Source organism: Verrucomicrobium spinosum DSM 4136 = JCM 18804, assembly GCF_000172155.1.
In the GTDB taxonomy this organism is placed as follows: domain Bacteria; phylum Verrucomicrobiota; class Verrucomicrobiia; order Verrucomicrobiales; family Verrucomicrobiaceae; genus Verrucomicrobium; species Verrucomicrobium spinosum.
This window is the reverse complement of the sequence record NZ_ABIZ01000001.1, coordinates 7996127-8008505: the sequence shown is the minus strand read 5'-3', so window position 1 is coordinate 8008505 and position 12379 is coordinate 7996127. Positions and strand designations below refer to the sequence as shown.

The window sequence follows — 12379 nt, the reverse complement described above, 5'->3', positions numbered from 1 at the left end:
CTTTCCACTGCCATGCCCATCAGCTTGCAAGCATCCCACAAGGCCGAACTTCGGGTCGAAGTCGGGAAAACCACCGTCGAGGAACTTCAGAAGTTCCAGCAGGACGTTCAAGCCAAGGGTGGCGGTGAAATCCGGGCCCGGAAGAACGACGACGGTTCGCACACGCTCTACGTGGCTGCTGACAAGAAGGTGCGGCTTCGCGCCGTCTTTGGAGAATCCTACGGTGCGGAAGCGCGAGCCGGGAAGGTGGCCCTCGCCAAGGATCTGATGAAGGAAATCATCTCCCGTCGCCTTCCGGATCGTCCCGAGGGGCAGAACACTGCCCTGCTAGGCCGCATCGATGAGCGCAGCAGTGTCGCCCGACTGGGGCTGGCGCTGGATGAGGTGCGGATCGCCAGTGACCTCTCCCACCAGGAGATGTACGACAAGATGCCACCCAAGCTGCAGGACCACTACAAGCAGCTCGGGACCATCATGACCACGCCGAATTTGAAAGAGGCGTTCGGGGCCAGCATGGAGCAGCAGTTCGTGAGGGAGAACTTCGACTTCCTGAGCCTCGTGCAGCAGTACGAGAAGACGAGCAATCCGCATGAGAAGCTGGCGCTGGCCGAGAAGATCTACAAGCTGGTGGAGTCCCCGGAGAACCCGCCTTCACGCAGCGGGATTCAGCAGATCAACTTGAGTGCTTCGATGGCGGGAAAGATTACGGAGGGCATTGAGCACCTCCGTCAGGCCATCGTGCCGGGGCAGGAGCCTTCCGAGGCGGACAAGCAACTCCTGAACGATCTCTTCGCCCAGTCCAAAGGTGAGATCGTCAAGCTGTCGAAGCCCGCTCTGGAAAACTTCATCGGCGGACATTCCTTCAAGGCGGAAGCGGCGAAGGCGCACTCCGCCAAGGTCTCTGGAGAGAGCTCTTCCGTTCCCTCCAGCCGTCTTGCGCCTGGATCCGGGGAGGCCTTCAACACGCAGGTGGATTCTTTCACCAGCATCCCCAAGCTGATGGGTGACCCGGAGATCCGTGCGGCCTACAAGCAGCATCTGAGCGGGGGCCCCCAGCAGGCCAGCTTTGAGCGCTACGAGCAGATCGAGGTTCTCGCCCAGCTGGCCGAAAGCGGTGACGTCAGCGACACAGAGCTTCTCCAGCACTGCCAGGAGATGTTTGTGGATAACGTGCCCGAAGACCAGCGCGATGATCCCTTCTTCGAGATGGTCAGCAGCCGTTTGCAGGGGATCCGTGAAGAACACGAAATCCTCGGCGGAGACATGGAGAGCCGCATCGGACAGGAGCAGCTGTTTGGGCCAGAGGAAGACGGCCAGGACAATCTCGTGCGTGGCAAGCTCAAGGACTTCCTGAAGGAAATGCAGGCCGATGCCGCCAATGGCCTGAAAGGGGCCGGGCTCAAGAGTTTCGTGGACTCCCCGCAGGGCGAGAGGACCGGTCAGCTGGGCAAGATCGTCGCTCAACGCATGTTCAACGAGGACATGGACTGGGCACCTGGCAAAGAGACGCACGTGGGCTCCTTCGAGCGCTTCCGCGGGGTGGACCTGGAGGGCTCCGGCGGAGCCACGGGCAGTGGTCGCGCCAAGGTAGGCGGACAGTTCTTCCAGGTGAAGGACTCCATCATCCACGCAGGCCGGGGGCGCCGCATGAAGGCGGGCGGGCTGAACACGGAAAACTACGGTGAAGTGATTTCCTCAAACATCGCGCGCTCCATGCTGCCGAGAGGGGATCGCCGTCTGGTGCCTGATGTGGCATTGCGTCAGGATAGCGTGAAGCATGAGGCGATTGTCACCTCGAAGTATCTGGCGGGCGGCAAGGGAGACCTCAAGGGGCTCTATATTGAGCTGGCCGGACCCCTGCCTCGCGGGCAGAAACACCCGAAAATCCAGCTCGACGCCCCAGAGGGTGCTCGCAGTGGCGGCGGCGTGCTGCGCTTGAGCGGCCAGGCCTCCCAGGATGTGCAGCGCAACATCGCCCTCTCCGCGCTCATGGGCGACCATGACGTGAACCCGGGCAACATGATTGCCACGCAGGACGGTCGCGTGGGTCGCATCGACTTTGGCCACGCTTTCAATGAGCTGATCAACGGCATTGGCGGTCGGGCGACAGGTGGTGGCGGGGTGCGCAACAAGGAGAACCGCATCCTCGACTTCTTCAACCGCGAGGAGATCAGCGGCAACCCGCTGGTGCGTGGACAAAGCAAGCCCAAGCTCTGGCGCGACTACACTGGAGCCGGTCCGTCCGAAGGGATGACCCAGGCGCTGCGGGATATCGCCGGCAGCCAGGACTCCCTGGAAGGTATCACGCAGGCCAAGTCACAGTTCACCGATCTCATCGCCCAGCTCGAAGCAGAAGGCACCCCTGAAGCCCGTGCGCAGATCAAGGATCTGACTGAGTCCCTCGCCCGCATTGCCAGGAACATCGAGAAGCCCATCACGGCCACCGAGCCCGGAGAGATCGTGAAGGAAGTCTTCAACAACATCGAGGCGTTCGTGGTGGAGGGCCAGGCCCAGATGCGTGAGGTGGCGGACCTTTCCGAGCTACAGACCAAGATCGATGCCTTCATCGCCAGCACCCGCGGCAATCCGGACGCACCGATCCCGGATGACATCCAGCAGGCCTATACCCAGCTGACTAACAGCTCCGTGAAACTGGAAGACGGCTCCGGCCTCAACTGGATGAAGCACACCGATGGCACCCCGGCGTTCCAGGGGAGCCTGACCGCTTTCATCCAGACGCGCCGCGCGGAAATCGCGGCTGAGTAAGCACTTGGGCCACCAGCGTTGACTCCTGAAGCTCCCGTGCCCGGTGCAGACTGTGGCGCGGGTGTTTTTTTAGGCAAAGGAGGCGGGGTCTCCGGCCCCGCGATCTGTTGGGGATGCGGAGCGGGAAGGGGATCAAGGGACGTTTGGCGGGTGAGCGGGGCTGGGAACCCCCGCCTCCTTTATTAGGGAAGCACCCTGCTCTGGCACCAACAAAGAAGAAGGCAGGGACATCGCCCTGCCTTCTTCAGAATGAATCTTCGCTTGGTCCTTGTGCGGGATGCTTACACGTGGATGGCGTGACCAGCGGCCACTTCGGCGGCTTCCTTTACCATTTCCGACAGGGTCGGGTGGGCGTGGATGGTGGCCTCGATTTCCTCGTAGGTGGCTTCCAGTGTGATGGCCAGCCCCAGCTCAGCGATGAGCTCGGTGGCCTCGGTGCCGATGATGTGCGCTCCCAGAATCTCGCCATGGGGTTCACCCACGATGAGTTTCACAAAACCGTCGCTGGCTCCGATGGCACGGGCCTTGCCGCTGGCGGCGTAGGAGAACTTGCCGACCTTGTACTTGAGGCCTTTTTCCTTGGCCGCGCGCTCGGTGAGACCCACACTGGCCACCTGCGGATGGCAGTAGGTGCAGCCCGGGAACACGGTGACCTTCTTCGGCTTGTGGCCGGGGACGAACATGCCTTCCACCGCCTGCACCGCTTCGTAGCTGGCCACGTGGGCGAGCCATGGGGGGCCGATGATGTCTCCCGCACCGTAGATGCCGGGGATGCTGGTCTCGTACTTGTCGTTGGTCTGGATGTAGCCGCGGTCGGTAAGGCCGATCTTGAGATCGCCGCCGGGAAGCAGCGGGGACACGCCGATCGCCACGAGGCAGATGTCGGCCTCAAGGAGCTTCTCTTCCCCCTTGTCATTGGCCACGGTGATCTTCACGCCGCTGTCGCTGGCCTCGGTCTTCACCGTCTTGTGGTTGGTGAGGAGGGTCATGCCCTGCTTGACGAGGGATTTCTCCAGCGCCTGGGACACCTCGGTGTCTTCCACGGGCAGGACGTTTGGCAGCATCTCCACCACGGTCACTTTGGTGCCAAAGGCGTTGAAGAAGTAGGCAAACTCAATGCCAATCGCGCCAGCACCGATGATGACCACGCTCTTGGGCTGGGAGGGGAGGGCGAGCGCCTCCTTGGAGCCGATGACGGTGGTGCCGTTGAAGGGGAACCCGGGCATCGGGCGGGACACGCAGCCGGTGGCGATGAGGATCTTGGTGCCCTGATGGATCTCCTCCTTGCCGTCAGCCAGCTTCACGCGCACTTCGCCGGCCTTGTCCAGAAAGGCCTCGCCGCGGATGGAGTCGATCTTGTTCTTCTTGAACAGGTAGTCCACGCCCGCAGCACCCTTGTCGGAGACGGTGCGGGAGCGCTTGATGAGCTTGGTCCAGTCGTAGGAGACGTCCTTGATCGTGAAGGGGGAACCTTCCGAGTGCGTCATACGGTGGTAGAACTCCGCATCGTGCAACAGCGCCTTGGTTGGGATGCAGCCCCAGTTGTTGCAGGTGCCGCCGCCACGCTCCTTCTCCACACAAGCGACTTTTTTGCCCAGCTGGGCAGCGCGGATGGCTGCGACATAGCCCGCAGGGCCGCCGCCGATGACGATGAGGTCGTAGGTCATGATTTCCAAAAGTAGGTGTTCCGTTTCAAGGAATGCCGCTAGGCAGTTAGCGCAGTGCCCGGGGGAAAGCAAGGCGCGCGAACCAGAACGGCAGATTGATCAAAAAGATGAGTACGAGCGCCTCGTGGTTATGGAAGTCCAGCTCCATGATCCACGAGATGGATTCGTGCATGGCGATGAGAGAGACGCCGATGATGAAGGCCCAGATCCGGTCCCGCAGGGCCACGAAGGCGAAACACTCAAGGAAAAAGCCGCTGCCGAAAAGAACGGTGGCAGCCAGCGGGTGCTGGAGGAGCCACACGGCCACCGGAGGATCCATCTTCTGCGAGGGGTCCAGATCTCCGTAATAGTTGAGCCGCTGGGATTTCACGATCTCAATGCACAAGTACTTGGCGTTGAGCACCCACATGCCCTTGGAGTTCGTGATCTTCGTGACGGCGGAGATCACATAGCTGAAGGCGATGATCCCGGTGCTGTAGTACACCATGTAACACTGGAGGGGCAGCGGCAGGGCGGAGGCAACGTCCCGGGCTCCCTGGCGCTGTTTCCACCACCACCACCACGCCACCAGAGTCTGGCCAATGAGGACCAGGGTGACGAGCTGCACCCCGTGGTGGGTGAAGCCCTGGGAGTTCGAGTACGTGTAGATCATCGTGCTGGCCAGGGCCAGTACGGGGAGCACGAAACGGAGGCCGAATCCCAGGATGTAGATGGTGAGACCCACCGCGCCGAGACCGCGGAAGAACTCGAACATGCCCGGTCGATGCAGAAAGCTCAGGTCCACCAGCGTGGCAATCCCCACTGGAGCGGGTTGGGAGGCATACTTGAAGGGGTGCCAGTCCATGAAGGTATGCATGACCAGCGCCGCGAACCCGATGCGCATGAGCACCCATTCCCAGCGATGCACGGGGAAGGGGACAAATCCGCCTGCCATCCAGCGCCTCAGAGCAGCGGTGAAACGTCGCCAGAGCGAGACCTCACCTGTTGCAGCGGGCGGCAGCGAGGGAGGGGAGGGGAGGGCGGTATCCGGCATCAGATCTTTTTCTGTTTCAGCGGAGGCGGCCCACCACCTTGTGATTCTCTTTGAAGCCGTCCTCAGCGAACGATAGGGTCACCTCCATCAGCAGCACGTCCTCTGGCAGATGACGATGTGGTTTGCGGAGGAGGGACTGCTTTCGTAGGAAGACCAGGACGTCATGCCCAGCCTCGGGCTTGAAATCCGACTCCGGCCTGGGGTCTCGGTTTTCCTTCTTCGCCTGCTTGATGTCTTCCTCAATGAGCTGGCTTTTATGATAGCCGAACTTCTTGCCCACGCGGGATGGGGTCACGCCGGTGTGCCACACCACCGGCAGCGGTTGCTGATTCCGATCCGCCAGGTACTGGAAGGGCAACGGCCGGGAGGTCGGGTTGCAGTACATGGGGTAGTGGCTGAAGGGATAGTTATCCCTCACGATCTGGGCGAGCACCACAAAAACCAACAGCGGGAAGACCGGGTGTCGGCGCAGCTGCTTCCAGCGCTTCCGCCATCCTCCAGCAGCAGGCAGGGAGGAGTCAGGCACAGGTGGGGGGCTGGCAGCAGGGTCCGGAGCCATGGCAGGCATATCCCGCAGTGGGGATGCGCCGCAATTAGCCCACCCGTGGTTGATTGCAACCATCGGTCGGTGAAGGATCGGGCAAAAATGGCTCTGGGATGACCGCCGCGACAGGCGGGTGTTGGCGAGGGGGACACCCCCATGTAGATTCCCCCCCCTCCGTCCTCAGCGCCCGCACCGCCTGCATGCAGCTCGTCCTCAATGCCCAGACCTATGAAACCGTCCTCCTGCGGCTGGTGCCGGAGGCCAAACGGTATCTCTGGGTGGTGACGGCGGATCTGAAAGACCTCTTCGTGGAAGATGGCGCGGGCAAGTTCATCCCCTTTCTGGCTGTGCTCGCAGAGAAGCTGCGTCAGGGAGTGGAAGTGCGCTTGATCCACGCCAAAGAGCCGGGCCCGCGATTCCGCGAAGAGTTTGACCGTTTCCCGGAGTTCCTGCGCAGCGATCTCTTCGAGCGCATCCTCTGCCCGCGCATGCACATGAAGGCCGTGGTGGCCGATGGCCGCATCGCCTATATCGGCTCGGCCAACCTCACGGGTGCTGGCATGGGGGCCAAAGCCGAGAATCGCCGTAACTTCGAGGCCGGCTTTGTGACAGAGGACAAGGAGCAGATCGCCCAGTTGATGAGCTTTCTGGACAGCTTCTACCTGGGCGATTGGTGCACGAACTGCCAGCGCCGCGATGTCTGCCCGGAGCCGGTCGGAGGGTGAAGAGGAGGAAGTTGAGACGCCGCTAGGCAGCTGGTTGAGACACGTTGCTGGTTAAGACGCTTTGCTGGTTTAGGGGGCTACGCCTGACTCGCTTGCGAATGTCGCCTCTTCCGTCCACCTTTCCCTATGCGCGTCCTCCACCTCTACATCTCGCCCAAGCATGTCTTTGTGGGCCACCACGGGAAGCCGGCGGGGACAGAGCCCATGCTCGATGTCCCCGAAGTGGAGTGTGTTGCGGGTCAGGGTTTGCAGGGGGACAGGTATTTCGGTCACCGGGAAAACTACAAGGGCCAGATCACCTTCTTCTCCCAGGAGGTGTATGACAAGCTGTGCGAGCAGATGGGTGTGCATGACCGCGACACCTCGGTGTTCCGTCGCAACGTGATCGTCAGCGGTGTGGATCTGAATGCGCTGATCGGGAAAGAGTTTGAGCTCCAGGGCATGACTTTCAAGGGCACGGAGGAGGCCAGGCCTTGTTATTGGATGAACCAGGCCTTTGCCGAAGGCGCGGAGAAGGCGCTCATGGGGAATGGCGGACTGCGTGCCCGCATCCTCACGGACGGGGTGCTGCGTCGCGATGCCTAGTCGAGCAAATGCCACAAGCCCCCCCGACTCCTTTCGCAGCCGCCCTGCTGGCCGGCGGGCAGTCGCGTCGCATGGGTCAGGACAAGGCCCTGCTTGACTGGGGGGGGCAACCGCTTTGGCAGGTTCAACTGGGAAAAATTGCTACCTTGAACCCTGCGCGGGTGCTGCTTTCCTGCCGTGAAGAACAGGCGCTGTCGCCGGTGCCGCTGGGGGTTCAGACCGTGTACGATCCCCCGGGCAATCAAGGCCCGCTGCCTGCCATATGGCGCTGTCTGGACCAGGTTCGCCTGCCTCTGCTCGTGCTGGGGGTGGACATGCCTGGCATGACGGCAGATTTTCTTGGCGAGATCGTGCAGCGCGGACTGAGCGTGCCTGGGCGAGGGGTGGTGTACGAAGGCTCTCGCGGTTTTGAACCGCTGGCTGCGCTTTATCCGGTGGAGGGGCTGCCGCTTTTGCGCAAGGCCATGGATGCGGGAAACTATCGCCTCCAGGCGTTCGTCAGGGCCGCCGTGGAGGCCGGGTTGCTGGACGCGCTGCCCGTGCCGGCCCATGCGGCTGGTTGTTTCTCAAACCTGAATACGCCTGAGGATTTCAGGGAAAGTAGTGTAGAGCTTTAGCTCGTCAGGCGCGTTGCCCATGGTGTCCAATGCCGAGCTAAAGCTCTGGACTACATTAAGCTGCCGAAGACGATCCGCTATCCTATGTTCAAGCGATCGAAGATCATGGCCTTGCTCAAGCTCGCGTCAACCCCGACACCCAACACATACCCTTTACTCAAGCCAGCTTTCTCCGGGTTCGCCCCGATGTAGCGTCGAAAGTGGTCAAGCTGTGCTTCGCTTCGTACGATGTGATCAAAGAATTCCCGTTGCCATAGTGGTCCCATCCGTCCCAGAGATTGATTGATGGTCCTGGCGCTGCCTCCTTTCCATTTCTGCAGAATGTTCCCGAGTTGGGCGTCTCCGATGGGCTCCACCAATGCATGAAAGTGATTGGGCATGATCGCCCAACCATCCAGGTGGTAGTCGGCACCATCACGCTCGATGAACTTCTCTACCAAGAGAGAAGCTGAAAATGGATCGCTCAAGTAACAGGCCCCATGGCCAGCATCCAGGAGTTCATGAAACCGCCCTGTGAACTCCCGGTGATATTCCTGACGTACGGCATCTGGCAGCGATTCCAGCTCGCCCAGAGAGGACAAATGGTGAGATCGCAACCACGCATCCCGCTTCATTCGCCAATTCTCAGCAGCGATGGTGGGAATGGAATCCGCCAGACGAGCCGTGACGAAATAGGTGGTTCCCCACTGTCGCCAATGGGGCAATCGTTCGCGATGAACATGGACAGACTCGTGTGGATTGAGAGGCTGGAACGCCATGCCGACTGCTAACACATTGTTTGATGACGCCAAGGTGAAAAACTCTAAAGTAGTGCAGAGCTTTAGCTCGTCAGTCGCGCTAGTCACGGCTTTCAATACCGAGCTAAAGCTCTGCACTACTTTAAGCTGCCGCCGCCGCGCCTGCGCCCCCACCTCACTTCACATCCTCAAACGTGCCACTCACCTTGATCTCCTTTTGCCCACCGCCAATCGGTCCGCCCTGGCCTTTGAACTCAAACTTGCCGGAGTACACGCCATCTTTCACGGTTAGTTCCATGGTGCCCTCTGCCGCGGTGTAGCTCTCCATCTTGGCGCGGTTGTCCACATACAAGCCACTCACTACTCCGGCACCTACAGAATTTCAAAAAACGTACTTCCCAGCAGCAGGCGGAGCGTCACCCGGGAACATCACCGCCACTATGAGTTTGTTGCCCTTGTTGGTAAAATGCAGGCTGTGAACTTTGGGCACTTCCGTGGCCACATGCTTGAGGCTGGCCTTGCCATCGCCTTGCGTCCAGTTGGCAGTATTGTCGCTGGTGACGTTGATATTGTAGGCGGTGCCCGAAGCGGTCTTGTCAGCACCGTTGCCGCAAGACGTAAGCAGACCTGTGGCAAGCAGCATGGCGACAGGCAGAAGCGTTTTCATGTTCATGCTTCTGTTGGCTAAAACACCACGAGTTGTGACGAGGCGTTTTGGTGCGTCATGTCGCGCCGAAAACTGCTGGACGACGTGGCATCCTTCGGCACGAGTCTGTCATGCCCCAGGATGAATCCAACGAGCCCGAATCGGAGTCCTGGGACTTCGATCCAGAGTCCCTGGAGCCCGTGCCCATTCCCATCACAGGCGAGCTGGATCTACATACCTTCCGGCCTAACGAGATCCGTGACCTGCTGCCGGACTACTTTGAAGCGTGTCTGGAAAAAGGCATCACCACCGTCCGGGTGATCCACGGCAAGGGTACGGGTGCTTTGCGCGAAGGCGTGCATCGCCTGCTGGAGAAACTGCCCATGGTGGCCTCCTGGCAATGGCCAGCGGGCGGCCAAAGTGGTACTTGGGGGGCGACTTGGGTGTGGTTGAAGAAGGCGGATACATCCCGCGAGATGAAAGACTGACCGGGCTAAGCCGGGTCAGTGCTTGCTGCCCGACCGCTTTCCAAACGCCTCCAAGCAGAACACCGCCACGCCGGCCCAGATGCAGCCAAAGGACATCAACGCTCCCGCAGTGACGGGTTCATGGTACAACAGCGCCCCGATGAGAAACTGCCCGGTGGGGGCGATGAACTGGAGGAGACCCAAGGTGCTGAAGCGCAGTTGTCTCGCTGCGTATGCAAAGGTGAGCAATGGCAGCGCTGTGGCCACGCCCGCGCCGACGACCAGACCCACCTCCAAGGGGGTGCCCCCGCCCCAGAGAGGCTGGCCTTGAAGATGGCACCAGGCCAGCCATCCCAGGGCAAAGGGCAGCACCAGCACCGTCTCCAGCGCCAGCCCGGTCAGCGAGCCGAGCGGCGACTTCCTGCGCACCAGACCATACACACCAAAGGTGCTGGCCAGCAGCAGGGCGATCCACGGAAAGTGGCCCAGAATGACCACTTGTAGCAGCACACCCAGGGCGGCCAGGCTCACGCTCACGATCTGCAACCGCGTCAGCCGCTCGCCCAGGAACAAAAAACCGATCAGCACGTTCAGCAGGGGATTCAGGAAATAGCCCACACTGGCCTCCACAATGCGTCCGTGCTGGTTCGCCCAGATGAAGAGCGACCAGTTCGCGGTGAGCAGCAGGGCGGCCCAGCCGTGCACCCAGAGCAACCTTGGCGACTTCAGAGCGGCCACCCAAGCCCCCAGCTCCCCGCGGGAGCGCAGCAGGGGAATGAGAAACAGGATTGTGCCCCAGACGCGGTGGGCCACGATCACCGTTGAGCCGACGGACACCGTGGCCTTCCAGTACACCGGGAGCACGCCCCACAGGAAAAAGGCGGTTACCGCCGCGAGCACCGCCCTGGGCGGCTCGGAGGCATGCGCCTGAGGAGCGAGGGGTTGGGCCGGGACGGACTGGGCTTTCAAGGCCTCCGCTATGCCACAGGGCAGCATGGGGCGCAAGGTGGCCAGGATCTTGGAGGATCACAGACTCGCAGGGATTTCGGAGGGATCTGTGTGATCCCGATCCTTCAGAGTTGGGGAGCGCACGCATCCTGCGTGCCGTTTCCGGCATCTAGCCGGGAGCTTCTGTTGGGCGGCAGATTCGCTGGTGGTGTCAATCGCCGCTACACCTCAGTCTTCCGCGTGCCTGGGAACCCCCGCCTCCTTTACTTCCGCTTGGGAGGGGCGGGGTGAGCTTGTACCCGCCGCCTGCCCGCAACGCGTGCCGATTGCCAATCTGCGCTACTAGAAGAAAGCAAAAACGGGAGCGGATCTACTCCGCTCCCGTCATGACTTCTCAAGTATCCGCTTTGTAGGACCTTACTTCGCCAGCTTCTTCAGCTTGGCTTTGAACTTGTCCACCTTGGGCAGCACCACGTTGCACACGTACCCTTGGGTGGGGTTGTTGTTGGCAAAATTTTGATGGTAGTCTTCGGCGGGGTAGAACTTGGCCTCCTTGGTGATCTCGGTCACGATGGGGGAGGAGAACTCTTTGGCGTGTTCCGCCTTGGAGACCTCGGCGATCTTCTTCTGTTCCTCGCTGGTGTAGTAGATGGCGGAGCGGTACTGAGTGCCCACATCTGCGCCCTGGCGGTTCAGCGTGGTGGGGTCGTGGGCGTACCAGAAGAGGTCCACCAGATCCTTGTAGGACACCACGGTGGGATCAAAGGTCACCTTGATCACTTCAGCATGGCCGGTCTCGCCGGTGCACACCTGCTTGTAGGTCGGGTTTTCCACGTGGCCGCCAGTGTAGCCGCTCACCACCTTGGTCACGCCTTTCACGATGAGGTAGCAGCCTTCCGTGCACCAGAAGCAGCCACCGCCAAAGATGGCCTCTTCCGTTTTGGCGGCCGCCGGGGTGGCCTTGGTTTCAGCGGCGGGTTCGGCAGCAGAGGAGGCAGAGAGTCCAACGGCACTCATAAGGGCAAAGAGGAGGGGAAATTTCATGGGTCAACGACGATGAGACTGTTCAATGAATACGAGGCGCGTGTCGCCCGTTTGTTCCCAAAATTTGGGGAAAACCAACACACGCGCTGGCGGACCCCGGCCAAAGTGGGCGGAATCTGCTTTTTTCAAACGATCGAGCCAGACAAACTTGTGGACAATTCCACTCTTCGCATCGATCTGTTCTTTTGAACACAGGAAGAAAAAACCTCGATGGTGGACACATTCTATACCCGGCTTGGTGAAGAGGCGCTCACGCGGCTCGTGGCGGCCTTTTATCGCCGTGTGAAGGCGGATGACCTGCTGGGGCCCATGTACCCGCCCGAGGATTGGGAAGGTGCCGAACGCCGTCTGCGGGACTTCCTGATCTTTCGCTTCGGCGGGCCGGACCAGTACATCCAGGAGCGGGGGCATCCCCGTCTGCGCATGCGTCATGCCCCATTCAAGATCGGGGTGGCAGAGCGCGATCGCTGGCTGGACCTCATGGGGGCGGCCATGAAGGAGGTGGGCATTCCGGAAGATCTCGCCCCTACTTTGGGGGGCTTTTTCGCCCAGGTTGCCGACTTCATGCGCAATCACGAGGAGGGCTGAGAGGCAGGCCCC

14 protein-coding genes are annotated in these 12379 nt (G+C 61.0%); 6 read left to right on the top strand and 8 right to left on the bottom strand.

What is annotated here, in order from left to right:
• Positions 1-12: 12 nt before the first annotated feature.
• Positions 13-2766 carry a regulator of G-protein signaling domain-containing protein gene (locus VSP_RS32270; RefSeq protein WP_009965949.1) on the top strand — a complete coding sequence of 918 codons (2754 nt, stop codon included), beginning with the start codon at positions 13-15 and terminating at the stop codon, positions 2764-2766.
• A gap of 281 nt (positions 2767-3047) precedes the next feature.
• Here VSP_RS32270 and lpdA read toward each other — a convergent pair whose 3' ends face one another.
• Genes lpdA through VSP_RS32255 form a run of 3 tightly spaced genes read right to left on the bottom strand, consistent with a single transcriptional unit; the run spans position 3048 to position 6025 of the window.
• Complete coding sequence (gene lpdA, locus VSP_RS32265; protein WP_029190928.1) at positions 3048-4433, bottom strand: dihydrolipoyl dehydrogenase; 1386 nt, start codon at positions 4431-4433, stop codon at positions 3048-3050.
• A gap of 46 nt (positions 4434-4479) precedes the next feature.
• Positions 4480-5466: a hypothetical protein gene (locus VSP_RS32260; protein ID WP_157211180.1), complete on the bottom strand. Its 987-nt coding sequence runs from the start codon at positions 5464-5466 to the stop codon at positions 4480-4482.
• Positions 5467-5482: 16 nt separating this feature from the next.
• Complete coding sequence (locus VSP_RS32255; protein ID WP_157211179.1) at positions 5483-6025, bottom strand: hypothetical protein; 543 nt, start codon at positions 6023-6025, stop codon at positions 5483-5485.
• Positions 6026-6210: 185 nt separating this feature from the next.
• On the opposite strand from VSP_RS32255, the gene VSP_RS32250 reads away from it, so the two are divergent.
• The 3 genes from VSP_RS32250 to mobA all read left to right on the top strand — a co-directional run bounded on the left by VSP_RS32250 (position 6211) and on the right by mobA (position 7937).
• A complete protein-coding gene (locus VSP_RS32250; protein ID WP_009965944.1) occupies positions 6211-6735 on the top strand; it encodes a phospholipase D-like domain-containing protein in 525 nt (174 codons plus the stop codon).
• A 126-nt stretch (positions 6736-6861) separates the two neighbouring features.
• Positions 6862-7320 (top strand): MOSC domain-containing protein, encoded by a 459-nt coding sequence (locus VSP_RS32245; RefSeq protein WP_009965943.1) that lies wholly within the window; start codon positions 6862-6864, stop codon positions 7318-7320.
• A gap of 8 nt (positions 7321-7328) precedes the next feature.
• Positions 7329-7937: a molybdenum cofactor guanylyltransferase gene (mobA, locus tag VSP_RS32240; protein ID WP_009965941.1), complete on the top strand. Its 609-nt coding sequence runs from the start codon at positions 7329-7331 to the stop codon at positions 7935-7937.
• Positions 7938-8014: 77 nt separating this feature from the next.
• On the opposite strand, the gene VSP_RS38485 is transcribed toward mobA, so the two are convergent.
• The 3 genes from VSP_RS38485 to VSP_RS32225 form a co-directional block, all read right to left on the bottom strand.
• On the bottom strand, positions 8015-8782 hold the full coding sequence (locus VSP_RS38485) for a transposase (protein ID WP_232289599.1): 768 nt from the start codon (positions 8780-8782) through the stop codon (positions 8015-8017).
• A gap of 67 nt (positions 8783-8849) precedes the next feature.
• Positions 8850-9035, bottom strand: coding sequence for a hypothetical protein (locus tag VSP_RS42845; RefSeq protein WP_009965937.1), 186 nt, complete (start codon positions 9033-9035; stop codon positions 8850-8852).
• A 21-nt stretch (positions 9036-9056) separates the two neighbouring features.
• Entirely contained in the window at positions 9057-9341 is a 285-nt protein-coding gene (locus VSP_RS32225) for a hypothetical protein (protein WP_156346356.1), read from the bottom strand.
• A 110-nt stretch (positions 9342-9451) separates the two neighbouring features.
• Between VSP_RS32225 and VSP_RS32220 the strand changes: the two genes are divergently transcribed.
• Positions 9452-9808, top strand: a complete 357-nt coding sequence (locus VSP_RS32220) for a Smr/MutS family protein (protein WP_009965935.1) — start codon at positions 9452-9454, stop codon at positions 9806-9808.
• Between the two features lie 15 nt (positions 9809-9823).
• On the opposite strand, the gene rarD is transcribed toward VSP_RS32220, so the two are convergent.
• Together rarD and msrA are read right to left on the bottom strand one after the other, a co-directional pair.
• The gene (gene rarD, locus VSP_RS32215) at positions 9824-10783 is read right to left on the bottom strand and encodes an EamA family transporter RarD (protein WP_009965934.1); all 960 of its coding nucleotides are present in this window, start codon (positions 10781-10783) and stop codon (positions 9824-9826) included.
• A gap of 369 nt (positions 10784-11152) precedes the next feature.
• On the bottom strand, positions 11153-11779 hold the full coding sequence (msrA, locus tag VSP_RS32210) for a peptide-methionine (S)-S-oxide reductase MsrA (RefSeq protein ID WP_009965933.1): 627 nt from the start codon (positions 11777-11779) through the stop codon (positions 11153-11155).
• A gap of 210 nt (positions 11780-11989) precedes the next feature.
• Here msrA and VSP_RS32200 point away from each other — a divergent pair, with 210 nt between their 5' ends.
• Positions 11990-12367 (top strand): globin domain-containing protein, encoded by a 378-nt coding sequence (locus VSP_RS32200; protein ID WP_009965929.1) that lies wholly within the window; start codon positions 11990-11992, stop codon positions 12365-12367.
• Positions 12368-12379: the final 12 nt, after the last annotated feature.